General features: G+C 48.9%; 30 protein-coding genes. 17 read left to right on the top strand and 13 right to left on the bottom strand.

The genetic code is table 11. The features are described 5' to 3' along the window. Positions 1-165 precede the first annotated feature (165 nt). The 4 genes from D3D03_RS04830 to D3D03_RS04815 all read left to right on the top strand — a co-directional run bounded on the left by D3D03_RS04830 (position 166) and on the right by D3D03_RS04815 (position 3,258). Positions 166-405 (top strand): PLDc N-terminal domain-containing protein, encoded by a 240-nt coding sequence (locus tag D3D03_RS04830; protein WP_119922982.1) that lies wholly within the window; start codon positions 166-168, stop codon positions 403-405. Then, entirely contained in the window at positions 392-1,282 is an 891-nt protein-coding gene (locus D3D03_RS04825) for an ABC transporter ATP-binding protein (RefSeq protein ID WP_119922981.1), read from the top strand. The genes D3D03_RS04830 and D3D03_RS04825 overlap by 14 nt, the downstream gene beginning before the upstream one ends. Next, positions 1,279-2,046 (top strand): ABC transporter permease, encoded by a 768-nt coding sequence (locus tag D3D03_RS04820; RefSeq protein WP_119922980.1) that lies wholly within the window; start codon positions 1,279-1,281, stop codon positions 2,044-2,046. Before D3D03_RS04825 ends, D3D03_RS04820 begins: the two co-directional genes overlap by 4 nt. A gap of 312 nt (positions 2,047-2,358) precedes the next feature. Beyond that, the gene (locus D3D03_RS04815) at positions 2,359-3,258 is read left to right on the top strand and encodes a sensor domain-containing diguanylate cyclase (protein WP_147367714.1); all 900 of its coding nucleotides are present in this window, start codon (positions 2,359-2,361) and stop codon (positions 3,256-3,258) included. Here the strand turns inward: D3D03_RS04815 and D3D03_RS04810 are convergent. Beyond that, positions 3,247-3,933, bottom strand: coding sequence for an alpha/beta fold hydrolase (locus D3D03_RS04810; RefSeq protein ID WP_119922978.1), 687 nt, complete (start codon positions 3,931-3,933; stop codon positions 3,247-3,249). The two genes, D3D03_RS04815 and D3D03_RS04810, sit on opposite strands and share 12 nt — an antisense overlap. A gap of 2 nt (positions 3,934-3,935) precedes the next feature. Next, positions 3,936-4,829, bottom strand: coding sequence for an alpha/beta hydrolase (locus D3D03_RS04805; protein ID WP_119922977.1), 894 nt, complete (start codon positions 4,827-4,829; stop codon positions 3,936-3,938). 150 nt (positions 4,830-4,979) lie between these two features. Here D3D03_RS04805 and D3D03_RS04800 point away from each other — a divergent pair, with 150 nt between their 5' ends. Together D3D03_RS04800 and D3D03_RS04795 are read left to right on the top strand one after the other, a co-directional pair. Further along, positions 4,980-5,663 (top strand): HAD family hydrolase, encoded by a 684-nt coding sequence (locus tag D3D03_RS04800; protein WP_158583684.1) that lies wholly within the window; start codon positions 4,980-4,982, stop codon positions 5,661-5,663. Next, positions 5,660-6,055, top strand: a complete 396-nt coding sequence (locus D3D03_RS04795) for a GNAT family N-acetyltransferase (protein WP_119922975.1) — start codon at positions 5,660-5,662, stop codon at positions 6,053-6,055. Before D3D03_RS04800 ends, D3D03_RS04795 begins: the two co-directional genes overlap by 4 nt. Before the next feature lie 10 nt (positions 6,056-6,065). Here the strand turns inward: D3D03_RS04795 and D3D03_RS04790 are convergent, their stop codons facing one another. Both D3D03_RS04790 and D3D03_RS04785 read right to left on the bottom strand, forming a co-directional pair. Further along, a complete protein-coding gene (locus tag D3D03_RS04790) occupies positions 6,066-6,893 on the bottom strand; it encodes a hypothetical protein (protein WP_119922974.1) in 828 nt (275 codons plus the stop codon). Beyond that, on the bottom strand, positions 6,890-7,417 hold the full coding sequence (locus D3D03_RS04785; protein ID WP_119922973.1) for an RNA polymerase sigma factor: 528 nt from the start codon (positions 7,415-7,417) through the stop codon (positions 6,890-6,892). The genes D3D03_RS04790 and D3D03_RS04785 overlap by 4 nt, the downstream gene beginning before the upstream one ends. A gap of 151 nt (positions 7,418-7,568) precedes the next feature. Here D3D03_RS04785 and D3D03_RS04780 point away from each other — a divergent pair, with 151 nt between their 5' ends. From D3D03_RS04780 to D3D03_RS04770, 3 genes are read left to right on the top strand one after another with little or no spacing between them, the layout of a single operon-like run. Then, positions 7,569-8,606, top strand: coding sequence for a serine hydrolase domain-containing protein (locus tag D3D03_RS04780; protein WP_119922972.1), 1,038 nt, complete (start codon positions 7,569-7,571; stop codon positions 8,604-8,606). Beyond that, entirely contained in the window at positions 8,603-9,007 is a 405-nt protein-coding gene (locus tag D3D03_RS04775) for a TIR domain-containing protein (RefSeq protein WP_119922971.1), read from the top strand. Before D3D03_RS04780 ends, D3D03_RS04775 begins: the two co-directional genes overlap by 4 nt. After that, on the top strand, positions 9,004-9,561 hold the full coding sequence (locus D3D03_RS04770) for an AAA family ATPase (RefSeq protein ID WP_119922970.1): 558 nt from the start codon (positions 9,004-9,006) through the stop codon (positions 9,559-9,561). Before D3D03_RS04775 ends, D3D03_RS04770 begins: the two co-directional genes overlap by 4 nt. Before the next feature lie 9 nt (positions 9,562-9,570). Here the strand turns inward: D3D03_RS04770 and D3D03_RS04765 are convergent, their stop codons facing one another. The 5 genes from D3D03_RS04765 to D3D03_RS04745 are packed head-to-tail and all read right to left on the bottom strand — an operon-like array spanning position 9,571 to position 14,253. Continuing rightward, entirely contained in the window at positions 9,571-10,890 is a 1,320-nt protein-coding gene (locus tag D3D03_RS04765) for a HAMP domain-containing sensor histidine kinase (RefSeq protein WP_119922969.1), read from the bottom strand. Further along, positions 10,887-11,558 (bottom strand): response regulator transcription factor, encoded by a 672-nt coding sequence (locus D3D03_RS04760; RefSeq protein WP_119922968.1) that lies wholly within the window; start codon positions 11,556-11,558, stop codon positions 10,887-10,889. The genes D3D03_RS04765 and D3D03_RS04760 overlap by 4 nt, the downstream gene beginning before the upstream one ends. A gap of 12 nt (positions 11,559-11,570) precedes the next feature. Next, positions 11,571-12,716: an ABC transporter permease gene (locus tag D3D03_RS04755; RefSeq protein WP_119922967.1), complete on the bottom strand. Its 1,146-nt coding sequence runs from the start codon at positions 12,714-12,716 to the stop codon at positions 11,571-11,573. Further along, entirely contained in the window at positions 12,713-13,393 is a 681-nt protein-coding gene (locus tag D3D03_RS04750; protein WP_119922966.1) for an ABC transporter ATP-binding protein, read from the bottom strand. Before D3D03_RS04750 ends, D3D03_RS04755 begins: the two co-directional genes overlap by 4 nt. Continuing rightward, a complete protein-coding gene (locus tag D3D03_RS04745; RefSeq protein WP_119922965.1) occupies positions 13,393-14,253 on the bottom strand; it encodes an efflux RND transporter periplasmic adaptor subunit in 861 nt (286 codons plus the stop codon). Before D3D03_RS04745 ends, D3D03_RS04750 begins: the two co-directional genes overlap by 1 nt. A gap of 164 nt (positions 14,254-14,417) precedes the next feature. Between D3D03_RS04745 and D3D03_RS04740 the strand changes: the two genes are divergently transcribed. Together D3D03_RS04740 and D3D03_RS04735 are read left to right on the top strand one after the other, a co-directional pair. Further along, a complete protein-coding gene (locus D3D03_RS04740; RefSeq protein WP_233550639.1) occupies positions 14,418-15,113 on the top strand; it encodes an ABC transporter ATP-binding protein in 696 nt (231 codons plus the stop codon). A 26-nt stretch (positions 15,114-15,139) separates the two neighbouring features. Continuing rightward, positions 15,140-17,776, top strand: a complete 2,637-nt coding sequence (locus D3D03_RS04735) for an ABC transporter permease (RefSeq protein WP_119922964.1) — start codon at positions 15,140-15,142, stop codon at positions 17,774-17,776. Between the two features lie 53 nt (positions 17,777-17,829). On the opposite strand, the gene D3D03_RS04730 is transcribed toward D3D03_RS04735, so the two are convergent. Beyond that, positions 17,830-19,053 (bottom strand): chloride channel protein, encoded by a 1,224-nt coding sequence (locus tag D3D03_RS04730; protein WP_119922963.1) that lies wholly within the window; start codon positions 19,051-19,053, stop codon positions 17,830-17,832. Positions 19,054-19,085: 32 nt separating this feature from the next. Then, on the bottom strand, positions 19,086-19,433 hold the full coding sequence (locus D3D03_RS04725) for a potassium channel family protein (RefSeq protein WP_119922962.1): 348 nt from the start codon (positions 19,431-19,433) through the stop codon (positions 19,086-19,088). 232 nt (positions 19,434-19,665) lie between these two features. On the opposite strand from D3D03_RS04725, the gene D3D03_RS04720 reads away from it, so the two are divergent. After that, positions 19,666-20,193 carry a shikimate kinase gene (locus D3D03_RS04720; protein ID WP_119922961.1) on the top strand — a complete coding sequence of 176 codons (528 nt, stop codon included), beginning with the start codon at positions 19,666-19,668 and terminating at the stop codon, positions 20,191-20,193. A 12-nt stretch (positions 20,194-20,205) separates the two neighbouring features. Here D3D03_RS04720 and D3D03_RS04715 read toward each other — a convergent pair whose 3' ends face one another. Further along, positions 20,206-21,003, bottom strand: coding sequence for a phosphotransferase (locus D3D03_RS04715; RefSeq protein ID WP_119922960.1), 798 nt, complete (start codon positions 21,001-21,003; stop codon positions 20,206-20,208). After that, a complete protein-coding gene (locus tag D3D03_RS04710; protein WP_233550638.1) occupies positions 21,000-21,239 on the bottom strand; it encodes a hypothetical protein in 240 nt (79 codons plus the stop codon). The genes D3D03_RS04715 and D3D03_RS04710 overlap by 4 nt, the downstream gene beginning before the upstream one ends. Positions 21,240-21,377: 138 nt before the next feature. Between D3D03_RS04710 and D3D03_RS04705 the strand changes: the two genes are divergently transcribed. From D3D03_RS04705 to D3D03_RS04685, 5 genes are all read left to right on the top strand, one after another. Continuing rightward, entirely contained in the window at positions 21,378-22,376 is a 999-nt protein-coding gene (locus D3D03_RS04705; protein ID WP_119922958.1) for an NADP-dependent oxidoreductase, read from the top strand. Between the two features lie 158 nt (positions 22,377-22,534). Then, a complete protein-coding gene (locus D3D03_RS04700; RefSeq protein WP_026832944.1) occupies positions 22,535-22,774 on the top strand; it encodes a hypothetical protein in 240 nt (79 codons plus the stop codon). Between the two features lie 31 nt (positions 22,775-22,805). After that, positions 22,806-23,984 (top strand): hypothetical protein, encoded by a 1,179-nt coding sequence (locus D3D03_RS04695; protein ID WP_119922957.1) that lies wholly within the window; start codon positions 22,806-22,808, stop codon positions 23,982-23,984. Positions 23,985-24,103: 119 nt separating this feature from the next. Continuing rightward, positions 24,104-24,451 carry a DUF2200 domain-containing protein gene (locus tag D3D03_RS04690; protein WP_119922956.1) on the top strand — a complete coding sequence of 116 codons (348 nt, stop codon included), beginning with the start codon at positions 24,104-24,106 and terminating at the stop codon, positions 24,449-24,451. Between the two features lie 22 nt (positions 24,452-24,473). After that, positions 24,474-24,653 carry a hypothetical protein gene (locus D3D03_RS04685; protein WP_119922955.1) on the top strand — a complete coding sequence of 60 codons (180 nt, stop codon included), beginning with the start codon at positions 24,474-24,476 and terminating at the stop codon, positions 24,651-24,653. The last annotated feature ends 18 nt before the right edge of the window (positions 24,654-24,671 follow it).

Below are 24,671 nucleotides of genomic sequence, written 5' to 3'. Positions count from 1 at the left end.
TATCGATTTTCTGGCGTTTTTCCTTTGTCTTATAGTTCCTTATTAGTGAACATACCATATGCCCATGGATGTTCGGAATTTAATTTATCATTTTCATGAAAGGAAAAAATAGGATTGACTTATATATTATCATTATCGATAATGATAATATAAAGAGGTGACTATATGAATACAGATGTAACTGTTTTGTTGGAAATCGATTGGTATCAGATTTTCCCTTTAATCCTCCCAATTCTCCTGTTTAATTTTTTATTGATTGGCCTTGCTCTTTTGGACTGGTTTAAACGAAAAAAACATATTGCTGCACCATACGTCTGGTTAGTTGTCATCGTATGCATGCAGACAGTTGGTCCCATCGCGTATTTGATAGTTGGAAGGAGAGTGATTCGCGATGATCATAATTGATAATCTCCATAAGACGCTGGAGAACAGAAAAATCTTAAAGGGAATCAATCTATCGATTGCAGAAAATGAATGTGTCGGTTTAATCGGTCCTAATGGCGCAGGTAAAACGACACTTATAAAATGCATGACAGGAATTTTATCATACGAAAACGGCAGTATACGAATGGATTCCCAACCTATTGAACAGCACAAAAAGGATATTGGTTATCTCTCTCAATACACGGATTTTAAGGCGTGGATGACTTGTCGTGAATCTTTACTGTTTTTCGGGCAACTGTCAGGTCTTGAAAAAAAACTAGTACAAAAAAGAATTCCTACACTTTTGGAAGAAGTCGGCCTTTTCGGTAAGGATCATTTTAAGGTCGAACAGTTATCGGGTGGAATGAAACAACGACTGGGAGTCGCTCAAGCGATTTTACACAATCCGCGTCTTCTTATTTTGGATGAACCAATGTCTTCCCTCGATCCGATTGGCAGAAATGAAATGAAAAAACTAATGGAGCGTCTCAAGTTGCATACCACGATTCTTATTTCGACGCATATTTTAGATGATACCGGCGAAATTTGTGATCGATACATCATCATGAAGAATGGACAGGTCATCGGTAATATCAACAGTCGATTGCAACATGTCGATCGGAGAAAGGTTTTATTACAGGTTAAGGATATGAAAAACATTGATCGACTTAAGATGCATTCTGACTTTGAATCTGTGCAATTCCTATCTCCGCACACCATTCTTTTATCCGGTGATAAAGAATTCGTTTTAAAGAACGTCATTAAGGCATGTACGGCTCAATCTATAGAGGTTATCACGATTGGATTTCACCAAAAGGACTTAGAACAAGTATTTATTGAGATGGTGTCAGAGATATGAATAATCTTTTTATTCTCGTCCGAGCTGAACTGGCAGAAGCATTGAAGGAATATAAATTTATTTGGTTAACCTTGTTTTTCGGCACTCTCGGTGTCACGCAACCGCTCATTAATAAGTATATGGACGTCATTCTTAATCATATTGGTGACACATCTGGAATTGTTATTGATCCAAACAGACAAGTACCCAACGCAACAGACGTCTTTTTATCGACCATCTCCGGTCAATTCAATCAAATCGGTCTGATTATTTTAATTATCAGCTTTATGGGTCTGATTGCAACAGATCGTAACAGTGGTATGCAAGACTTTATATTGACTCGACCGGTTTCCTTGTACAGTTATCTTTATTCAAAATTAATTGGTCATTGGTTGATTAGCATGTTCTCTATTTCAGTCGGAGTACTTGTTTCTTATCTATACACCGTTTATTTGTTTGGGACGTTTTCTTTTCTGAAGCTACTCGGTTTTTTAGTATTGTACAGTCTGTGGATTCTTTACCTTATCAGTCTAGTGATTTTAATCAGCACGTTTGTTAAAAATCAAATTCTGATTGCTATCCTAACCATTACTTTTGCACTTTTTTGGATCTTCACTAAAAATTTTAGCCATGCATTATCTCAGATTGTCCCAGCAAAGATCTTGACGCTGGCCGAGCATCAGTTACTTGATCTCCATGAATTGAACTACGTAAGTGTCTTCATTTGTCTAATGTTAACGGTACTGAATATCAGTTGGGCTGGCGCAAAATTCAATAAATTTTAATCAGTTCAGGTGAAACGATCAAGTGAGTTGTCGAATTGCATTGTATAACATATACCTGGCCAAACGTACTTTCGACTAAAGCAGTGGGTAGAAGACACATTTATCAAAAAACGGTACCGGAGATTCCGAGTACCGTTTTTACATATATTTTTCATCGCCCGTTAAAGTAAGTAAAATTCCATTTTATGTATATAATAGTCAGGTGGTTTGTTATAATTTACTGTGTCTCATAAATCAGCGTTCCATTTGTTGTTAGGATATAGATCTTTTAGTGAATCAAATCAATGTACATAAGGCAGGTGAGCATCTTTGTTGTGGACAGGCATTACGATTGGAATTGGAATTACATTACTTTGTCGATGGCTCTTCAAAAAAGTTAAGCCGGTGTCACCTGTCCAATCGACTATTTCTACCTTTGGCAACCATTCCAAAGACATCATGTATATCTTCGAGGTGAAGCCCGTCTATCGGTTTCGCTACATCAGTCCTTCACTGGATGACCATATCGGTGCCGGAACCGTAAAAGCGAGTTATGCCGACCCGTCAGAGTGTTTCGACCGAATTCATCCGGAGGACGTCGAAATCCTGATGTCTAAATTATCCGGTAACTGCAATTACGAGGAACCGTTCACCCAACGTTGGCGGACGAACGACGGGACATACACCTGGTTTGAAGAGTACACGACACCGATTTACGAACGAGGAGAACTCGTTGCCGTTCAGGGCGTCATCCGCAATATGGACGCGGCAAAAACCAAACAACGGGAACTCGAGCAACTGTACCGGCAAGATCCGTTGACGGGTCTCTTGAACCGGCATACCTTTGATGGATTACTCAAAGAAATGATGCAAGCGTCCCCTGTCCGGCTCGGTGTCATCGCGCTGGATCTCAATGACCTCAAACAGATCAATGACCGATTTGGCCACGTCGCTGGAGATGCCTTGTTGCAACAGACCGCGCTTTGTCTGTCACGGTGTGCGTTTGAAGCGTACCGCCTCGGCGGCGATGAGTTTGTCATCATTTGCCGGGATCATGCGGAGCAGGATTGCCTGCTCTTGGTCGAACAGTTGCGCTCCGAATTCATCAAACACGAGTTGTCGGTCGCGATCGGATTTGCCTACAATCCGGCGACAACCGATCTCGCGGATGTCCTCCGAAAAGCGGATCAGGCGATGTACCGGGATAAACAGACGACGAAATTACTCGTTTGACTGTTGCAACACCTGGTTCAATTGGTGATTAAACAAATCGGGCTGATCGAGGTTCGCGGTATGGCCGGCATCTGGAATCAAATGAATCTGTGTGTTGGGATACTCGCGTTGGAAGCGGGATGCACCGGTGACCTCATGCTCTTGCACCATGCCGTTTAAAATGAAGACGGGAGCTTGCAGATGCTGTAACGATTGTTTGGTCATGGTAGGATAACGGAACGTCATCTGATGCAACACACGTTGCATCGTCTCTTGCCAACGTGTCCCGTGCAAGTCTTCGAACTGAGCGGCAATCAACGGCTCATGTTGTTTGATGTCGAGAAAGTAAGTGTATTGTTGTGCCATGACGTCCGTAAGTTCTTCCGGTACGACCGGTGTATATCCGGTCAAGATGATTCTACCAACCAACTCCGGTGCTTTCAGTGCGACTTGAATCGCGAGTGACGCCCCAAGAGACAGACCGACGAGATGACCGGGTCCGGTTTCGCGGATGCGGTTGATCAGACTGACCGTCGCCTGCTCGATGTATTCCACGGCTGCTGCATCTTCTGACGTACCATGTCCGGGTAAATCCATCACGATGATGTCATATTCTTTCTTGAAATAAGCGATTTGTTGTTCGAAATGGGTTTGTCCTGTTCCCATGAATCCGTGTAAAAAATAGATCCGTTTCATCGTCACACATCCTTTATTTGGTGTTGGTCAAGCGTTCGAATCGCCGCGATGACGAGATCCGGCCGGTCCAAGTGAATCGCATGACCTGCTGTTGGAGCGAAGATTAATTCAGCTGTTGCTGTCAACTTGGCTTGCCGTGCAATTAATCGATGCCACGTTTCTTCGAGTCGGCGGAGTTCGTGTTCCGGTAACCCGTCTTCGATTCCGTCTGAAATGCTTTGCTCCTTGTCCCGACCGAGGACGATCAGTGGCAGTTCCGGAAATTTGTCCGTCCGCATCCGTGCCGCATCCGTTTTCCAGTGCGTGACTTCTGTCGCCATCATCGCATAGAGGGCAGGATCGAGTTGGAAATCGAGCAGCGCTGACTGAACCGTTTCCGGTAAGCGTTGTTGCGCCGGCGTCAATGCCGGGTGGATCAACAGACGCAGCTGGTCGCTTGTTTGTGTTGCATAACGCCGGCATTGTTCAATCCAGGTGGCATCCGACGACAGAGTATCGAGTACGGGTGTATTGAGGTCATCAAGTTCGTGTAAATCAACTGACGTCGAATCGACCAAAAGCAACCCTTTTACCTGATCGGAATACCGGATTGCGAACTCTTGGGCAATCAATCCGCCATAGGAGTGACCGATCAAGAGAATTGGTTCGTCTACGTTGCAATGGGTCAAGAGCCTTTGCAGTTGTTGAACCGCGTGACTTGTCCGGTGAATCCCGTCACCTTCCTGCCAGGAATGCCGGTGGAAGCTGAGAATCCGGTTGGTTGGTCGCAATGTTTGAACGATCTCATACCATTCTTCATAAGAACACCCCATTCCGGTCAAAATCACGGTGGGTGTCCCGGTTGTGCCTGTATCCAAGTACTGTACTTGATGCAAAGAAGACACTTTTGTACGCATACCAGGTCTCCTCTCGTGTCGTTGTTGATAAAACAGGCAGTCCTACTGGTGTTCTGTAAAAGTTAAGGATATCCTTTTTGTTTTCTTTAAATAATTTAGAATAATAATTCGGTAATTGAAATATACATAATGAGTAGGAGTTGCGTGTCCATGACCATCTCGGCTGTTTTATTTGATCTCGATGGGACGTTACTCGATCGCACCACTTCGCTACGACGCTTTTTGGCCGTCCAACACGCCAAGCGAATTGCCCCGCGTTCGACTTGTCCGCTTGATCTGTACCAACACCTTTTTCTGGCACTGGATCAAAACGGTCACGTGTGGAAGGATATCGTCTATCAACAATTAATCGTCCACTTACACCTTGAGGGTGTCACCGTGTCCGAGTTGTTGCACGACTACGTCTCCGAGTTTGCAAAGACGAGTGTGCTGTTCCCTGAGACACGTCACATGTTGGAGCAGTTGCGCGTGTCCTGTCGGATCGGGCTCATCACGAACGGTCGGAGCGACTTGCAACGTGCCGTCATCAACCACCATCAATTGCAGACGTTTTTTGACCCGATCTTGATTTCGGAAGAAGTCGGTCTTTCCAAACCGAACCCTGAACTGTTCTTACGTCCTTTGATCCACTGGGAGCTTGCCCCGGAAAATGTTTTGTATATCGGGGATCATCCGCTTCACGATATCCAAGGAGCAGAAGCAGTCGGGATGACGGGTATCTTAAAAACAGATCATCCGGTTGTCGCCAGTCCGTCTTCCTATACAGTGAACGACTGGTCGGAACTCGAACCCTTGCTCATCCAACTTAACTTAGAAAGAAGGTCACGCTCATGACAACTGCCTATCAGATCCGCCCGTACCAAGATCAGGACTTCCCCGCCATTCAGCGCTTAAATGCTGAGGAAGGCTGGACCCAGCTCGTCCGTCTCCATGAACGGACCCAACTCGCTTGGCGACACTCAAACGCTGCGCTTGTCGTCGAACATGCGGGAGAGGTCATCGGTTATGTCCGTGGAATGACAGACACTCAGGTCACGTTATACATCTGTGAATTACTGATTGATGCCGATTTCCGTGGCCAAGGTCTGGCTCAACAGCTGTTCGCCCGTCTTCATGACCGGTATCCGTCGACCCGGATCGAAGTCCTCGCCTCAAGCAGCTCGGAAAGTTTTTACCGGGGTCAGGCATTTCGTCCGTTTTACGGTTTCCGGAAATCGTTTGAGTGATGCGGTTCACCTAATGCATTTCCGCCCAAACGGTTTCAAATGCGGTTCCCTTCACATCAAAATAAGCATGTATCGGTGCGTAAAAAAGATAGCCCTCTTTCATTAATTGGAACTGATTCGTGACTCCGTCGGCCAGTGTCACGTCAACCATCCGCAACTCCGGATGGTTCTGAATGCTGGATGGCAGTTCGGAGTCGGCCAGTGGCGTTGCCGTACTTAGACCAGTCAACAGATTTGTCCAGGAAGCGGACGGTGCAAGCGACGCTTTCCGCTCCGAATCCCGCGTCCGTTCGGTCTGATAGCTGATGTGCGTGATCGTTTGATCGAGACGAAGGTGTCGGAAATAGTCCGGTCGAAAGGTCGTTTGATCAAGGACCCGGACGATTCGTTGCCCATCCTCCTGACCGATTGCAAGCAGTCGGATGGAAGGGTCATATCCTTCCAGCTCGTAAATCGTATAGTCCGTCAGGTTCGAGGCGAAGGATTGTTTTGATAAAGTCGTTTCGTTTTCTTCAGTCAACGTGTTTTCGGACGTCCCTAACTTCCGACCGCGCAGTTGAGACACTGCTTGTCCGCTGATTGTCGTGTCCGCCTGGATATACATCTTCTCCTGATAGACGAGTCCGGGCAGCATCGAGGCGGTCGATTGGTCGATCGGCGTCTGGATCCAAGATTCGAGTCGGTCATATTGCAACAGACCAATCAGCAGGCTAGCTGCCAAAATCAGTTGCGGTAAACGATGCCTCCGTTTTTTGCGGCGGAGCCCCTGCTCCATCCGGGCGTGAACGGTATCCGGTACGGGAATGTCTTTGAACACGGTCTCAAGTTGCTGTTTCATCCGGATTCTCCTCCTTTCATTTGCTGCCGTTGCAGTTTTTGAATTGCCCGGTATAACGTACTTTTCACCGTACTGACCGGAATGTCGAGTAAGTCAGCGATTTCCTGAAAGGAATAATCGGCTTGGTATCGCAAGAGCAATAAAGACCGTTCTTTGACCTCAAGTCGTTCGAGCAAGTCCGCCAGATAAAGTTGATCGACGACCAGATTCTCAAAGGAGGAACTTTCGATATCGTCGACAGCCCCTGTGTCCTCATATGTCAACGTCAGCTGTTGATGTTTTTTTAACAGGCACAAGGCCGAGTTGATCGTGATCCGGGTCAGCCAGGTCTTGAAATACGTGACCTCTTTTAAAGACTTTCGGTATTTCCAGGCGCGGAAGGCGACTTCCTGGACGTTTTCGAGTGCTTCTTGCTCCTGTTTCAAGTACACATAAGATATCCGATAGATGTATTGTTCTTCTGCATACAAAGCAGTCAAGAACATTTCATCCGTCCAAGTGCCTGCTATTTTTTTGCGCAACACCCTTCCTCCCTCCTTTCCCTTCTAACCGTTAGACTCTGGATTGTTCCATTTGGTTTCAAAAAATCAAAATTATGTAAATTTTCTTTTCTTGTCATGAAAAGTTCGTTACGCTGATAGGACATACGATACGTAAAATGAAAGGATGATTCCAATGCCGACATGGCAACAAAATATCACAGCACTCATGCGCCAGCATGAGATTTCCGGAACGGTACGCGTAACGCAATCGGAACAACCGTTACTGGCAACGGCACATGGTTACGCCAACCGGACATACAACATTCCGAATCAACATTCGACCCGGTTCGGGATCGCTTCAGGATGCAAGCTGTTCACAGCTGTCGCGATTCTTCGGTTGGTCGAAAACAATCAACTGGCGTTAGAAGACGAAGTGTCGAGCTTTCTTGTGTTGGACGGCATCGATTTGCAGGGCGTGACGATTCATCACTTGTTGACACATACGTCCGGAATCGTCGACTATTTTGACGAAGAGACGATGGATGACTTCGAAGAGCTGTTTACGACATTTCCGATGTACCGATTGCGTACACCACGTGATTTTCTGCAACTGGCCGGCAACCGTCCCCGTGTCAACGAGGCGGGTGTCCGTTTTCAATACAACAATCTCGGTTATGTCTTGTTGGGTATGTTGATCGAAACCGTCAGTGGTCAATCCTTCCCCGAGTTCATCCAACACCATATCTTTGACCGGGCGCAGATGAAGCGATCAGGTTATTTTTCCTTTGACGCCTTGCCTGAACATACGGCAATCGGATACATCGATCAGACCGATGGATCGTGGCGGACGAATCAATACGCGCTTCCGGTCATCGGTGGACCTGATGGCGGGGCATTCGTGACAGCCGATGACTTAGAACGCTTTTGGCAGGCCTTGACAAGCCATGCCCTCCTGTCCCGATCCTTCACTGAACTGCTCTTCCAACCACATGTGATTGAACGGGAAACATCGGGGTATGGATACGGTGTCTGGCTTGATCTGACCGGTGCCGGAGACGTCTGGAAATACCACATCATGGGTTATGATCCTGGTGTCAGCTGTCACTCCGCCTACTACCCGCATGATGCTACGATTGTTTCTGTCTTATGCAATCAGTCAAAAGGTGCCTACACGATCAGCAAGGCTGTCGAAGAAACGTTGTTCAAGTGCGCAAAGGAGGAGCGTTCATGAATTTTTACACGGCAAGCAGCTTCCGCAACATCAAAGACGTCCAATTCATAAATGACCGACTGATCAAGCAAGGTCATCACCTGACGTACGATTGGACACAATCGGAACGGGTCAATATGCCGGCTGCCCTGCAACGGATCGGACAGCTGGAACTCGATGCCGTCCGGGCGAGCGATTGCTTGATTTTAGTACTCCCTGCCGGAAAAGGCAGCCACGTCGAGCTCGGGATTGCCCTTGCCAACCAGATTCCGGTGTTCCTTTGTATGCTCGATTCGACGAGTTGGACCGGTTCGGAAGCGAGCACGTTTTATCACATCGGTGATGTCAGACCGTGCTTCGGTCAGGTCAATGACTGGGTCCGGACCATCCTCGACGCGATGGCTGAGCTGACAGTCCGATGAGGCGGATCGTTCTTCTGACCGTCGGCAAGACACATGCCGGAAAATCAACGTTTGCCGATCGCTTGTCCCGGTTGTACCCATCGTTTCTTATCATCGATCAAGACGTGCATGCCCGTTTCCTGAACACCCATTATCAAAAATTGTTACCGCTCGACGGTCCAAACCGCTTAAAACATCAACTGACGGACACCATTGTCGAACATGCCCGTCGTCAGTCTGACCTGCATCTGATTGTCTGCAATGCCAACCTGTCAAAAAAACAGCGCATCCGCTTTTTACAACAGTTTCCAAAGGATCAGTACCGAACGATTCTCGTTCACTTTGACCTTGCCGAAGAAGTTCTGTTGGCGCGGGTTGACGCTTCCATAAAGGATCGGGCGGAAATCCGCGGTGCAGAAGATTACCGGCAGATCTTGTCCCGTCAACGATTGGAACGTCCTGAACCGGATGAGGCAGATCAGGTGATCCGGATCCGCACGCAAACCGACATCGAGTCTTTTCTGCAGGACACTGCCTGGTTCATAAATGAGAAAACGTCGAAAGGACCTGTTTGAGCAAACGGCTCAAGCAGGTCCTTTTTGCGGTATTTGAATTTGGGCAGACGTTCCTTGACCGGTTGTGCTGTCAAGAGTCACTGCCCCGCCGTGTAATTCGACGATCCGTTTGACAATCGACAAGCCAAGTCCGTGACCATCCGTTGTCCGTGAGGTCTCGCCTTGATAAAAACGGTCAAACACGAATGGGAGCTCCGCCGCCGAAATGCCTTTTCCTTGATCGGTGATGGTCAACGTGACATCCGTTGCTTGTGTCAGCCGAATCGACAGGATGCCGTTTGCCGGTGAGAAATAAACTGCATTTTGCAGAAGATTGAGTAAAACCTGTTGCATCAGTTCCTCTTCCCAGACGACCGTCACTTCCGCCAACTCGAGATCGAGGATCAGATGTTTGTCTGTCCACTGGGATTCCAGTAACAGCAAAGCATGACGGACCTGCTCGTCAAAACGATAGGCTTTCCGCTGGATGATTGACTGATGATCGAGGCGCGATAACCGGACAAGATTCGAGGTCAGGCGGGACAGACGGTCACTTTCCTGTCCGATGATCCGGATGTAATGCTGTTGCTTGTCTTCCGGAAGACCGGGCTGTGCCAGTAACCGGCTGAACCCATGGATCGAGGCGATCGGTGTCTTCAGTTCATGGGAAATCGCCGCCGCCAAATCTTTTGCCAAATATTCGTTTCGTTGCAAGGCGACGGTCATCTGGTTAAAGTTCTGAATCAAGTTCGCGACTTCATCATTCCCCTGATCCGGAATCTGAATGTCGTAGTTGCCTTGCGTCACTTCAACAGCGGCTTCGCTGATCCGTTTGATCCGTCGGGTCACAAGCCGGACGGCAAACCAGGTCAGGAAAAAAGCGACGGCAATCGTCAGACCGATTCCAACCAAGGACGAGTTGCGAATACTTGAGACAAGGTCCTGGTCCGGGTTGGGTGTCGCCACCAAGTAACGTTCGCCGACCTGCCGAATATGAAGCGGACGCTCCGAAAAGGTTCCGGCGACAGCCACTTCTCCTTTCTGTCGGAGCGTCTCTGTTTCAGTTTCAGACAGTGAGACCATGGTTTGTAAACGGTCGGCCGAGACTTCCGTCGTCTCGATCACCGATTGTTCGACGTAGCGGCTGGCTGAAGCGAAGGACAGTTCTTGTTCGACCATCAACCGTTCGACGGTACCCGTCCGTTCCGCCAGTTGTTGTGCGACGTCTTGGCGGACCGAATCGAATTGGAAAAAGAACGTCGCCCCGAGCGGAATCAATAACGGCAACAGCAGCAAGCCAAACAAGATGAGGAAAAACCGACCGGAGATGGACTGGAAAAACGGTTTCATAACACGACCCCTTTGTAGCCGAGTCCCCAGACCGTCTCGATCGTAAAGACTTCATACTGATTAAATTTATCCCGTAACCGTTTGACATGGACATCAACCGTTCGGCTGTCACTTTCAACATCATATCCCCAAATCTCATCCATTAACTGTTGGCGTGTGAAAATCTGTTTCGGTTGGGACAACAGACGATAGAGCAATTGAAATTCCTTTTGCGGTAACGCCAGTTCGCCGTCCGGTGTGACGACGGTCGCATCCTGCATCCGTAACGTCAACGTCTTCACGACAAGTTCCTGTGTCGCGACGATTTTGGATCGCCGAAGCAAAGCATGAATCCGTAACAGCCATTCATCAAGATCGACCGGCTTGACCAGGTAATCATCGACACCGGTCACGAATCCTGCTTCCTTATCAGCAAACGTATCGAGGACCGTCAGCATCAAAATCGGCAGATCATACCCGGCTTGGCGTAACGCACGGACGAGTTCGACGCCCGAAACATGCGGCATCATGACGTCCGTGACAAGCAGATCAATGTGTTGTTCGTCAAAGCAGGCAAGCGCTTGTGCTCCGTCTGCGGCTTCGATCGTCCGGAATCCTGCCGCACGTAAAGTCTCGCCTAACAGGTACCGGACATGTGGATCATCTTCTGCAATCAGGATGGTAACCATCCCACACCTCCTTTACGCATTGCGCAGGGCTTCAATCGGATGGAGCAACGACGCTTTTCGAGCGGGCGCGTATCCGAAGACGACCCCGACGAGCATTGAAAAACCGGCTGCGAGGAGCAACGTCCCGACGGAAATCGTAAACGTCGTTCCAATCAACAGACTGACGAGGTATGCTAGACCGACCCCGACGATGATGCCGATTCCACCACCCATCAAGGATAATAAGATCGACTCGAGTAAAAATTGGAGCCGAATCGCCCGTGGACGTGCGCCGAGTGCTTTGCGCAGACCGATTTCCGTCGTCCGCTCCGTGACCGAGACGAGCATCATATTCATGATTCCGATGCCGCCGACAATCAAGGAAATCGAGGCGATGCCGGTCAACAGCAACGACAACATCGTATTGATTTGATCAATTGAATCAAGAGCTTCATCAAGACTGACGATCGTATAGCGGTCTTCCTGTTCATTATAGAATTGATACATTTTCGCGGACAGATCCCGTTTGACGGTCGCGACGTCGGCCGACTCCTCCTTGAAGACATCGACTTGTTGCACCGTGTCGATGTCAAGCGTCCGCAGTGCCGTCGTATACGGAATCACGACTTCCTCCGAGTCGGCATCACTCACGCCGATGACCTGATACGTCAAACCGTTCAGGAACAGCGACTGTCCGACCGGTTCCTGTCCCGGAAAAAGTGTCCGGGCGACGGAGGGACTGATGACGGCGACGACGGTTTCCTGCTCGACATCACTGATTTTGATTTCCCGTCCCTGCGTGACATCGGCCGACTCTTGATAATAGATGTGATTGCGGCCGCTGATCGTCACGTCATCGAGTCGGGCGTCTGCCGACCGGATCGATAATTGAGTCGTCAACGTCGGGGCAATACCGCGTGTCCCGTCGACTTGATTTAACTCTTCCAGTTGCCCTTGGGATAATCCTGCTTTTAACGGAGACGCCGTCGTTTGAATCGTCAATTTGTTTGCCCCGAACGTCGAGACTTCGGCATTGATCGAGGCGGTCGCCCCGTTGACGATTGAAATCAGGGCGATGATGGAAGCGACACCGATGATGACCCCGAGTGTCGTCAGAAAGGACCGCATTTTATGATGGACGATATTCGTCCAGGCCATCCGAAAGGTTTCGCGTATCATGGATGACTCGCCTCCTGTACCTGTCCGTCTTCAATCCGGACGATTCGTTTCGCCTGTTTCGCAATCGTAATGTCGTGGGTGATCATGACGATTGTCTTCCCTTCGTCCGCCAACTCGTGAAACAAGCCCATGATTTGCTGACCGGTCTTTTGGTCGAGTGCACCGGTCGGTTCATCCGCCAGCAGCAGCGTCGGTTTCGTGACGAGTGCCCGGGCAATCGCGACCCGTTGTTGTTGCCCGCCGGACAACTGATGCGGATAGACACTCCCCTTTTCCCCGAGTCCGACCCGGGTCAGCAAATCGACCGATCGCTGGCGTCGTTCTTTTGGCGAGACACCCGCATAAATCAGCGGCAACTCGATGTTTTGCAAAACCGTCAATCGCGGTAACAGTTGGAACTGTTGAAAGATGAAGCCGACTTCCTGATTCCGGATCCGGGCAAGTTCATCTTCTGACAGTTGACTGACATCCTGGTGTTGCAGGTGATAGTTGCCGCTCGACGGGATGTCGAGACAGCCGATGATGTTCATCAAGGTCGACTTACCGGATCCCGACGGACCGAGGATCGTCACGTATTCCCCGGCCTCGATCGATAAATCCACATCTTTCAAGACCATTTGCCGGTTTTCGCCTGCTCCGTAAGCTTTCGTAATCTGTGTTAACTCGACGACGGCCATTACGATGCACCTCCCGGAGGAGTCGGTAACAGACCCGAACTGCCTTGTTCAGTCGGCAACACGACATAGTCATCAACGGACAGACCTTGTTTGATTTCAATGTCTTGCCCGTCCGTCACTCCGGTCGTGATGAACCGGCGGACAACTTCGCCTTCTTCTTCGACGTAGACGTACGGACGGTCATTTTCCGTATACTCGACGACATCAAGCGACAAGACGGGCGCCTCCTTGACCAATTGTTTGTTGATGCGGGCCTCGACGGTCATGCCGACACGCAGTTGGTCCGGCCCATCGATCGTGACGTCCGCCGTGAAGTACGACAATCCATTTTCCATGACCGCTTCTTTACCGACCGATTCCACCGTACCGTCTACAATTTCATCCAAGCCGTTTACACGCAACTCGACCGACTGATCTTGTTTGAGGCGATGGATATCCTGTTCGTCGACCTTCAGTTGAACGGTCAAGTCTCTGTAGTCCGTGATGACGGCGAGTGACGTGTTGGGTCCGTAGATGGCATTTGGTTCGACATCAAGCTTGGCGATCTCACCCGTAATCGGGGCTTGATACGTTTTGCCACTCACGCTTGAAAACAGAGTGTCCCCCGCTTTGACTTGTTGTCCGACTTTAACCTCGACCGCCTTGACTTCGACCAGCTCATTACTGACGACCGTACTGCGCTTGTCGGCTATGACTTGTCCCGTGAAATGATAATACGTCTGCAACGTTTTTTGTTTGACTTGCTCCCGTTTTAATCCATCCGCTGACGATTGTTGCCCCATCGCTGCGACACCGGCTGTCCCAATCAGCAGGATGACTAGCAATCCGATCCACCATTTTCGTTTTTTTGTCTGCTTCATCTGTTTGTTCCTCCCTTGTCTTGAATACTCATACTGTAGAAGGAAGTTATGAACCAATTATGAATTCGGAGGGCATTTGATTAAAAAAAGTCTTTTCTTGAATAGACAAAATTTTCAAATAACATTACACTTATTTTACCTTAATTTGTAAAAGGAGTGGTTTGGTGGATATCTTAGTTAAAGACGTTTCGCATACCTTCAGCCAGGCGGGATTACAGAGTGAAGTCTTAAAAGCGTTGACCTGTCAGTTTTCCGCGAGTGACATCACCGCCCTTGTCGGTCCGTCCGGCTCAGGGAAATCAACGTTTTTAAGTCTGATCGGCTCACTTGACCGGCCGACATCGGGGCAGATCGACTATGACGGACAGGACATCACGAAGTGGAAGAACCGGCAATTGTCGAAGTTCCGGGCGCAGGAAATCGGTTTTGTCTTCCAACAGTTTCATCTTTTGCCCGCTTTGACGGTCAAAGAAAATCTGCTCGTTCCCTTACTGAAACAAAAAACCGACTTCAACAAACAAGACCGGATTGCGGAAATCTTGGAAAAAGTCGGACTGACCGCGAAACAGGATGCCTTGCCGGCGCAATTGTCCGGCGGGCAACAGCAACGGGTCGCGATCGCTCGAGCTCTGATCAATCGGCCGCGCTGGATTCTCGCCGACGAACCGACCGGTAATCTCGACTCGGTCAACGGGGAGACGATCTTTCAACTGTTGCTCGATCTCCATCAAGAAGAACAATGCGGCATCCTGTTCGTTACGCACGATTTGGCACTCGCGGAGCGGGCGGATCGGATTGTGTTCATGCAGGATGGACAGATTGTCGAAGATCGGCGGAAGCAGACGGTTCGGAGTGTGTGAAAAAATAATAATAGAGGAGGTTCGAAATGTTACGTTTTGTCCTGAATCACTGGCGCCGGCAACGGTTTAAGTTCATTCTGACGCTTGTCGGAGCGCTCATCATTAGTGCCGGACTCAGTCTGATGTTCAACCTGACCGACTCCAGTCAAGGAACAGTTGAACAGACGTTACAAAAAAAATGGTCATCGGCTTATGATATCGTCGTCCGGCCAAAAGGCAGTCAAATGACGACCGAATCTAATAATCTATTGGAACCCAATTATCTAAACGGCATCAACGGCGGGATTTCTTTGGATCAATATGAAACCATCAAACAGATGAAAGAAGTTGATATTGCGGCACCGATTGCTGTCATGGGCTATGCCAACACGTTTGTCATGTTCAAGAAAGCCATGACGTTTCCGAAGGAACCCGGTATTTACCGCTATAAGAGAACGACATACACCGAGACTGGCCTTGGCAAAGAACAGCAATTCGAAGAGCAGATCCATATTGCTCAAGGAACAAAGATCCAATTACCAGAAAAAGTCCCCTTCTCAACCTCGCCGGTGGACAGCTTTCGGGATGTTTCTGCCGGTAACCCGGTTCTGATTGTCGCTGTCGATCCGAAAGAGGAAGCCCGACTAGTCGGACTCGATCAAAGCGTCAGTTCTAAAAATAATTCCCGGTATTTTTCACAGTTGGATCAACATGAGTCACCTCGAGGGGCTGACGACAATATTATTCCGGTTCTTGTCAATCCGCATTCCTTTAATAAAGGGACGTATGAATTTACGATTGAAAAGCTGGATGCCCCTTATAAAACTGAGCAAGATCAGCAAAAGCTGGTCCAAGAACTGGTCAAAAAACAGCCGGACGGTGACCGTGTAAATTCTATCCTTCAAACGTATCCAGCCAAATTGACGCAACGCCTTGAGATGCCGTCTTCTAAAGTCGAAGAAACATATCTCAAAACATTGTCGGAAGGGACAAACCTCCAGACGTTTGTTACAGAAGATGCTCCAGGCGCCCAGTTGCTGTATAAATCAGGTCCGCTTCAGTTCAAAGAAACCAAAAGTCCATATCCGACGCGCTGGAAAAATGCTTTTGAAGTCAGCACATCTGCGATTCATTTAAAAAACTGGTACTTTTCGGACTCGACACATCCTTCAAAAGGATATCGGTCACTTGTCTCGACCGGAAAAAAAGTTAAAAATCCGACTGAAATGGAAATTCCATTTAAGTACCCTTACCTCACCTTTAAAGTCGTCGGTCTCTATGATCCGAACAAAATCAAAGTCTCTAAAGATCCGCTTAATGAACTGCCGATGGAAACGTACCGTCCATCCTCTGCCGATCTCGTCCTCGATGCGGAAGGTGAACCGGTCAATCCGGCAACATCAATCGATACATCCGGCAATCCCGTTGGTTTGCTGACGAGTTCACCAAACATCCTGACGACACTCGACAGTGCACGTGGCGTCATGGGCGAACAAGCGATTTCGTCGATTCGCCTCAAAGTCAAGGGCGCAACGACCGTCAGTGAAGAGTCGGAACAACTGCTGCAAGACGTGAAAAAGCAAATTGAGCAGGAAACTGGATTGATGGCTACCATCACGAAAGGTTCCTCTCCCCAGCCTGTTGTCACGAAAGTCGTCGATAACGGCAAGACACTCGGTTGGATTGAACAGCCGTGGATTCACATCGGCGCTGCCATGACAATCTTCCGCGAGACGAGTGTCGGCTTCTCCGGTGTCATCTTCGCCATGCTTGCCGTTGCGATCGTTTATGTCCTTGCGACAAGTTACGTCTCGATGCTTGCCCGACGGAAGGAATTTGCCGTCTTGCTCGCACTCGGCTGGCGGACAAAAGACTTGTACCGGATTGTGTTAATTGAAGCCTCGCTCCTTGCTGGATTTGTCTCGGTCATTGCGTTACTCGTCGAAAGCATCTTCTCGTATGTCCGAAACGAGACGATGAACGGGTGGAGCTTACTTTGGATTACCCTGTTCAGTCTCGTGATTTACTTTGCCGGTGCCGCCTGGTCTGCCTTTACGATCCGGAAAATTTCGCCGTACGAAGCCATCAAGACAGGTGAATATGCGTCATCGTCCCACGTTAAACTCGGTCTCCGTTCGACCTGGACGCTCGCACTCAAAGAGATCTTTGGCAAGTGGAAGCGGAATGCGCTGTCGATTTTATCGATTGCCTTGCCGACGGCTCTGTTGACATTCTTCCTGTTCGTGACGTTCCACCTGCAAGGCGTGCTGTATACGTCGTGGCTCGGTCAGTTCGTCGCCTTACAGGTCGGTCCGATGCATTACGTGACGATGGGTGTCGCGATTACGATTGCCATCCTGACGACCGGCGAAATCATGTGGCAAAACGTCACCGATCGGCGGGCGTCGCTTGCCATCCTGAAAGCCGTCGGTTGGACGAATCGCTCCGTCCGCCAATTGATTGTGTTAGAAGGGATGCTGATCGGGTTCGTCGCCGGAATCGTCGGACTAAGTATCTCTTACATCACGATTTATGTCTTGTATGATCTCGTCCCGTGGGATGAGCCGTTGTTGATTGCTGTCTCCCTGCTCCTGCCGGTGCTGTTCGGAACGATTGCTTCGCTCCTGCCGGCGCAAATCGCAGCACGCGTCAATCCCTATCAGGAATTGAAAGATGCAGGATAATCAGAATCAGTAGACAACCTGAAGACCGGCTCTCGCCATACGAGGTCCGGTCTTCAGGTCGTTCTGGTCGTGTGGTTTGTCAGGCGTGCCGTCCCTTGATGGATGAGCCAGGCAACAACCAAGATGAACGGGAAGAATTGTAACGGAAATAAAAACAGCAGCAAGGTTGCGGTGACAAACGGCTGTTTGAGGATGATCGTACAACTGGCGGCGACACTGACTGCAATCAGCAAGCCCGGTGTATACGGAAAGACGGACGCTAAGGCAAATGCCATCGCTGTACTGGAAAAGACTGCCGGAAAGATTTTTCCGCCCCGCCATCCGAACGAAAAACAGACATGGGTCAAAAATGCTTTCCCGACGGCGATGCTGATTAAGAAGAAGACCGATTGATCGAAGGCAATCCGCGAGAACTCAAGAATTTTTTGTTCACCGGAAAATAAGAAATAGGACGACATGCTGCCGAACAGACCTAAGATTGCACCGGCGGCCAAAGCTAAACCCAGTGGATGTGGATAGTTTCGTGCCACAATGTCCGTCCAGCGGCCAAATAACAAAAACAAGTATCCGAATCCCGTCCCGATCATGACTGCCGGAAGCAGGAAGTACATCACCTCCACCGTCCAGTTCACGTTCGGTGTACTGATGGAAAATAAGATTTCGTGCGGGAACAGTCGATTCAGTGTCGTAAAGGCGAAAATCCCGCAGGCTGTCGTCAGTGCATACAACAAGACTTTGCTGGATTTACGCTTGAAATTGGTCCGGTTCACCCCGTCTTCGAGTGCTTCACTGACGCCGATCAACGGTGCGTAAAAAATCGTTGATAACATCGCTCCGATCCCAAGATCAAGCAACTCTTTTTTCTTCTGCAGGGTCCAGGTCATCCGGTCACCGGCCCACGTCATCAATCCGCCGAGAATGCTGATCAAGGCTGCTTCCGGACCGAGACTTGCTCCGAACGTCAAAACCAGCAAGGCAGCCACGGTATTTTTGACGACTGCCCCTTCATACGCAACCCGGCCTGTCGTCTTGAATTCCTCAAGCGTCTGATGCATCGTCCGGGGATAGTCGCCGATGTACGTCTGGAACAGACCAATCAACAGTCCGCCGAACAGGCAAATCCAAAACGGGTAAAACGGCGTGTCCAGCTGTTCCGGAATCGTCGTCCACGTCACATGAATCAGCAGATTCGACAATGCCAGAAAGAGCGACGCAAGTGCCCCGACAATCAGCCCGAGCAGACAACTGTAGAGGACGAATACCAGATTAAAGTTCATCTGCTTCACTCCTTATTCGCAAATACTGCCCGTCACTTCCGGTCTGGTTTGTTTTTGTTTAAGTGGAATTCTTTTAACGCCCGGTTAAAATTCACAATCAGGGCACTAATAACGCCGATTCCAAGCAAGACATACCCCATCGTAAAAATCTTGCCGATCGGCGTGACCGGATGAATATCACCATATCCGACCGTCGTCAGCGTCATGACGGAAAAGTACAGCGCGTCGAGATAACTCAGCTGTTCGACGCTGTGATAAAAAAACATCCCGACCGCCAGCAAAAAGGCGACGGAGAACATGACGGCTTTTTGTTCATCTTGACGAAACAGGATTTTCAGGACGTAATACATATTGCGTAACAGAATGAAAAAGGCAATCATCGCATCCTTCCTCTCCTCACAAGCAGACTTGACACGTGACGACTATCGTTCCTTTACCTTATCTATTGAACTACCCGAAAAAAGGGAGAACGATTCTTAAATCGTCTCCCTTTGCATCCATCCTCTTGTTCGGTTTCCAATCTGTTTGTCCACTCCCTTATTTCGGACGATAGAATAAGGTAATATGAAGGTTCCTGCAAAACATTCATCTACCTTAGAGGAGGTCAGAAACATGCGTATTCAAATCATCGGTGGTTCCGGTACCGGGAAAAGCACGCTCGGCAAGTGGATCGGGCAACAAGAAAGTATCCCCTGGATCGACAGCGATCATTATTTGTGGAAAGATCACACATTTACCGAAAAACGATCGGTCGCGGAGCGGTATGCCTTATATACACCGGATATTGAAAACCATCGACAGTATGTCGTCTCCGGTTCCGTCTTTTCGTGGAATTCGACCGGCTTCGACAACCGGGAGTTGCTTGTCTTTTTACGCTTGGATGAAACGACACGGATGAACCGTTTAATCCAGCGGGAACAAGAACGGTATCCTGATTTCACGGGAACGAATGCATTTCTCGACTGGTGCAGCACGTACCTGACGGCGACGGATCCGGCGATGATTGGGACGCTAGCCGAACACCGTCTGCAAATAGAACAATCCGCTTCTCCTGTCATTGAAATCGATGCGGCGTTACCGACGGACGAGATCTACAGGCAAATCAGACACGCCTATCAGCAACTGCAAACCGCACTGTGAATTTTCGTATACTTACCGAAACCAATCGGCTCCCTCCCGTGTCAGAAAATCGAGTTCCCGTTCGTAATGCGTGACATGTCCCTCTTCAATCATCCGCTGAAAGGCTTCGTCGCCTTCCGTTGCTTTCCGCTGAATCGTCGCAATCAGTGCCTGGATGCGGAGCAACACCGTTTCGTACAAGGCGGCTTTTACGTCTGGTTTTCCGTAAGCCGTCAAAAACAATTCGATTCGCCGCCGGATGCGTTCCTGATCTGTGATTCGATCATAGAGCACAGGCTCCCCTGTTTCCGTCATTTGATGGCGGCTTAACGGAACAAACGTATACATCGTATACGCGATATCCCAAATCCGTGGTCCCGGGGCGGCGACGTCGAAATCGATGATGCCGATCGGCCGCTTATTTTGAAAAATGACGTTATAGACGGCAAAATCATTATGGCAAATCAGTTCAAGTGGCTCGGGTGTTCCGTCGAGCGGTGGCCAATCATGTGGGATTGGAAAATCCGCGACGGCTTCGTGATAAGCACGTAATAGGCGTGCCGTTTCTTCCAAAACGGTATCCGAGCGCATGTATGGCTCGAGCGGATAATTCCCGGCCTCGCCTTTAATGTACGAGACGATTTCCCGATTTTGTGCGTCAATCCCTAAAAACCGTGGACTCCCTGTAAACCCTCTTTTCTCAAGATGGTGTAACAACCGATGAATCCGTTCACTGTCCGGTTTTTGTTCGCGTCTGACTGTATCCCCGATCCGTGAGACGTCGGAGACATTCCCGCCCGTCAATTGTTCTTCCTGCTCAGGTTGTGTCATGTGGTATCCTCCCCTTTCCGTTGACTCAGTGCCGCAACGAGAATCGATGCCCCGACTAAACTGATGACAAGATCGCTTCCTTTGAGCAACGCGAAGTCAAAATGCCACAACGTGTCAACCCCGTTCGTGATCACCATCCCGATGACATACAGCGTGATACTGAGCGGAATCATTCGTTTAATGAAACGTGGGACGCGAATCCAGATCCGTAACAAGCGTTCACCTGTCTTACTCATCATTTCATCCCCTTACACCCTAAAATTTCCCTGTTCTTGACTAGCTTATCATGTCTGGGTCGATCACTCAAAGTGTTCGCTGGCCTTGACAACTGGTAGACTAAAGGATAGAAAAGTCAGGAAATGGAGTCGATATTTATGAAAGCTATGACCATCACACAATACGGTCACGTCCCGCTTGAACTTACAGAACAGCCCCGTCCGCAGGTCAATCCCTACGATGTGCTCATCGAAATTCATGCCGCAAGCATCAATCCGGTTGATTTTAAGATTCGTGACGGGAACGTCAAACTGTTGATTCCTTATCAGTTCCCGTTGATTCTCGGCAATGATTTTTCCGGTATCGTGACGGAAATCGGTTCTGCCGTCACGAAGTTTCAGATCGGGGATGCCGTTTACGGTCGTGCCGAGAAGAACCGGATCGGCACGTTTGCTGAATACATCGCAATCGATGAACAGATGCTCGCTTTGAAACCAGCCACACTTTCGTTTGAAGAAGCGGCGTCGATTCCGCTGGTCGGCTTGACGTCCTATCAGGCGTTACATGACATTCTGCAGCTGACACCCGGACAAAAAGTTTTGATACACGCTGGTGCCGGAGGCGTCGGAACGTTTGCGATCCAACTGGCGAAAGCGATGGGACTATATGTCGCAACGACGGCAAGCCCCGACGGACATGAGCTTGTCCAGTCACTTGGGGCCGATAAAATCATTAATTACCGGACCGAAGCCTTCGAGGACCTGTTGCACGATTATGACGGCGTCTACGATACGATTGGCGGCGAGACACTCCGACGGTCGTTTAAGGTTGTCCGTCCGGGTGGACACATCGTCTCGATTTCCGGACTGCCGAATGGCCGGTTCGGTAAGTCCTACCGGTCCAGTTTTCTCAAGACTTCATTATTTAGACTGTTAACGCTCCGCGAGACACTTCTTGAACGAAAACATGATGTCACCTATACGTTTTTGTTCATGCGACCGAGTGGTCAACAACTTGAACACATCACGGAATGGATCGAGAGTGGACAAATCAAACCGATCATCGACCGGGTGTATCCGTTTGAAGACGCCCAAGCGGCGCTCGAGTATTCAGAGTCCGGTCGTGCCAAAGGCAAGGTCATTTTAAAAATCAAGTAATAGACTAAAAACGGTCCAGCAATCACCCGACGATGGGGTGTTTGCCAGACCGCTTTTTATTGATAGCTTATTTAAATTTATTCATCGACTTAAACAATAAATGATATAATATGTTAAAAATAGGATAATTAATTCTAGAGATAGGAAGGAAGAAATCAATGGACATACGTACCGGCACCCCGTACAAACATTATTTTTGGAAACGGTTTTTCCTGCTGTTCATTCCGCTGTTTTTGATCGGGATTCTACCTGAGCCGTTCATCACAGAAAATCCATTCAACAGTCTTGAAGATTATGGCGAATTTGCCTTCGTCTTTTTGTTGTATCTGATTGTGATGTCCGGAATTTCCGCTTTTTTGGTCTCGATGCGTTGGAGAAGAAAACAAAACCGTCGATGATGACCACTTCGACTAAAAGGAGACACAGATCATGCGCTGGAAAACAGCTCTTACGGCAGCTTTAATGGTGTCGCTTGTCGTCAATGCAGGATGTACCGATTCTGATTCAGCCAAGCAACCGTCGAAAATCAAGGCAGACCCGCAGGTGGCTGAGCCGATGCCGAATCTTGAACCGGTCAGTGCCCCTTTGTCTGACTATGGAAAATATGTGCCGCTGAAGCGACAATCAGAAACGGTTACGCTTGGAAGCCATCAGACATACAATCTGAGCCCGTTCTTTACCGGACAAACCGTCGTCATTGCGCCGGACTACCTGTATCAGCAATCGATCTACTATACGCACGTTAAACAAACGAGTGATACAACCATTAACAGTTACATTTACCGCTACAGCCAAGGGTCGAACGATAACCAAGTGCTGCATACGGTCAACCGGACGATCGGTATGATGACCGGAGTGTCGCATTACCTGTTTTGGGTCGAATACAATCAAACCAAGTCCGGACAAAAATGGGCGATTCGCTTGATGGACTTGAAGACGGAAAAAATCAATACGCTTGATCAAGGCATCAGCCGTTATGACACGGCGATTCCTTATCTGGATGCGTCCTCAAAACGGGTATCCTGGATGACGCATGAAGCGACACCGACCCGAACGAAAACCATCCTCAAGTCGTTTGATGTGGCGGAAGACGCCATCATCATCCATCAGCAATATATGTTAAAAGAAGGCGAAAAACGGAATGGACAGTACCCATTTGACTTCCGCCGGAGCGATGCTGGGCTGATTTTGCATACAAGTACGTTTAAGAACGGTCATAAAACGCCGACGCTCGAGACGTTTGACGGTGCATTCAGCCGACGAATGAACGGACTGATTGATTTTGAACACAATAAAAAGTATGTTGCAATCGGCGAAGAAGGCTCCGCTCTCTTCATGCCTAAGAAAGGACAACAACCGGGGTACCAGTTCAAACCGTCGGACAACCGGTTGACGGTTGATGCATTCCGCTTTTTATCGGCTGATCGGGTCATTTTCCGGGAGAGTATGACGCGACTCTGGTACGCCGATCTTGCGCGCGGCACCGTTGTTCCCTTGACGGAAATGGCCGATACGACGTCCAAACCGATTTATGTCAACGGGAAGCTCGCATATGGGGTATCGGACGACGAACAGATTGAATTCCATGTCATCGATTTAAAAAAATGATTGGTTAAGACCGTTCCTTTCGTGCTAAAAGGACGGTCTTTGTTTTGTCCGGAGGGGTCCATTTCGAGCGTTCGGTATGCTACACTTTTGGTAATAATTAGTCATGAGGAGGAAATACGATGACGAAACATCGGTTGTACACAACAGCGTTTTCGAGTGTCTATCCGCTTTACGTGACAAAAGCGGAACGCAAGGGTCGGACGAAACAGGAAGTCGATACGATCATTTGCTGGCTGACCGGTTACTCGGAGCAACAACTCGCAACGCTGGCAACAGATCAGACAACATTCGAAGCCTTTTTTGCGGAGGCGCCGGACATGCAGGAACGTCGATTGTTAATCAAAGGTGTCGTCTGTGGCGTCCGGGTCGAAAACGTCGAAGATCCGTTGATGCGGGAAATCCGCTATCTCGACAAGTTGATTGATGAACTGGCAAAAGGAAAAACGTTCGAGAAAATCTTACGGTAAGAATCGAAGGGGGAAAAATCGTATGCTGACTACCATTGCGTCACTCTTCGCTCTCGTCACGATGTTAATGAGCGGTTTGTACGGCTATGTCTATTTTCAGAAAAAACAAGAAGGCATCCCGCTTTCTCCCCGCACGAAAGCGGTCTTTACCTCGTTAATCATCATCTTCGGTACGGCGTCACTTCTGATCACTCAGTACTAAAAAAAACCGGACACCTCA

The organism is Exiguobacterium sp. RIT452, from assembly GCF_003598705.1.
GTDB lineage: Bacteria > Bacillota > Bacilli > Exiguobacteriales > Exiguobacteriaceae > Exiguobacterium_A > Exiguobacterium_A undae.
This window is presented reverse-complemented; position numbering and strand designations above follow the sequence as displayed.

Coding starts and splice junctions, on each gene's coding strand:
- D3D03_RS04800 (WP_158583684.1), top strand. CDS start 4,980: ATGACCATCTCGGCTGTTTTATTTGATCTCGATGGGACGTTACTCGAT.
- D3D03_RS04725 (WP_119922962.1), bottom strand. CDS start 19,433: ATGATTGCCTTTTTCATTCTGTTACGCAATATGTATTACGTCCTGAAA.
- D3D03_RS04770 (WP_119922970.1), top strand. CDS start 9,004: ATGAGGCGGATCGTTCTTCTGACCGTCGGCAAGACACATGCCGGAAAA.
- D3D03_RS04685 (WP_119922955.1), top strand. CDS start 24,474: ATGCTGACTACCATTGCGTCACTCTTCGCTCTCGTCACGATGTTAATG.
- D3D03_RS04810 (WP_119922978.1), bottom strand. CDS start 3,933: ATGAAACGGATCTATTTTTTACACGGATTCATGGGAACAGGACAAACC.
- D3D03_RS04790 (WP_119922974.1), bottom strand. CDS start 6,893: ATGAAACAGCAACTTGAGACCGTGTTCAAAGACATTCCCGTACCGGAT.
- D3D03_RS04710 (WP_233550638.1), bottom strand. CDS start 21,239: ATGAGTAAGACAGGTGAACGCTTGTTACGGATCTGGATTCGCGTCCCA.
- D3D03_RS04795 (WP_119922975.1), top strand. CDS start 5,660: ATGACAACTGCCTATCAGATCCGCCCGTACCAAGATCAGGACTTCCCC.
- D3D03_RS04760 (WP_119922968.1), bottom strand. CDS start 11,558: ATGGTTACCATCCTGATTGCAGAAGATGATCCACATGTCCGGTACCTG.
- D3D03_RS04780 (WP_119922972.1), top strand. CDS start 7,569: ATGCCGACATGGCAACAAAATATCACAGCACTCATGCGCCAGCATGAG.
- D3D03_RS04730 (WP_119922963.1), bottom strand. CDS start 19,053: ATGAACTTTAATCTGGTATTCGTCCTCTACAGTTGTCTGCTCGGGCTG.
- D3D03_RS04690 (WP_119922956.1), top strand. CDS start 24,104: ATGACGAAACATCGGTTGTACACAACAGCGTTTTCGAGTGTCTATCCG.
- D3D03_RS04820 (WP_119922980.1), top strand. CDS start 1,279: ATGAATAATCTTTTTATTCTCGTCCGAGCTGAACTGGCAGAAGCATTG.
- D3D03_RS04775 (WP_119922971.1), top strand. CDS start 8,603: ATGAATTTTTACACGGCAAGCAGCTTCCGCAACATCAAAGACGTCCAA.
- D3D03_RS04700 (WP_026832944.1), top strand. CDS start 22,535: ATGGACATACGTACCGGCACCCCGTACAAACATTATTTTTGGAAACGG.
- D3D03_RS04825 (WP_119922981.1), top strand. CDS start 392: ATGATCATAATTGATAATCTCCATAAGACGCTGGAGAACAGAAAAATC.
- D3D03_RS04735 (WP_119922964.1), top strand. CDS start 15,140: ATGTTACGTTTTGTCCTGAATCACTGGCGCCGGCAACGGTTTAAGTTC.
- D3D03_RS04765 (WP_119922969.1), bottom strand. CDS start 10,890: ATGAAACCGTTTTTCCAGTCCATCTCCGGTCGGTTTTTCCTCATCTTG.
- D3D03_RS04695 (WP_119922957.1), top strand. CDS start 22,806: ATGCGCTGGAAAACAGCTCTTACGGCAGCTTTAATGGTGTCGCTTGTC.
- D3D03_RS04830 (WP_119922982.1), top strand. CDS start 166: ATGAATACAGATGTAACTGTTTTGTTGGAAATCGATTGGTATCAGATT.
- D3D03_RS04755 (WP_119922967.1), bottom strand. CDS start 12,716: ATGATACGCGAAACCTTTCGGATGGCCTGGACGAATATCGTCCATCAT.
- D3D03_RS04705 (WP_119922958.1), top strand. CDS start 21,378: ATGAAAGCTATGACCATCACACAATACGGTCACGTCCCGCTTGAACTT.
- D3D03_RS04720 (WP_119922961.1), top strand. CDS start 19,666: ATGCGTATTCAAATCATCGGTGGTTCCGGTACCGGGAAAAGCACGCTC.
- D3D03_RS04745 (WP_119922965.1), bottom strand. CDS start 14,253: ATGAAGCAGACAAAAAAACGAAAATGGTGGATCGGATTGCTAGTCATC.
- D3D03_RS04805 (WP_119922977.1), bottom strand. CDS start 4,829: ATGCGTACAAAAGTGTCTTCTTTGCATCAAGTACAGTACTTGGATACA.
- D3D03_RS04715 (WP_119922960.1), bottom strand. CDS start 21,003: ATGACACAACCTGAGCAGGAAGAACAATTGACGGGCGGGAATGTCTCC.
- D3D03_RS04750 (WP_119922966.1), bottom strand. CDS start 13,393: ATGGCCGTCGTCGAGTTAACACAGATTACGAAAGCTTACGGAGCAGGC.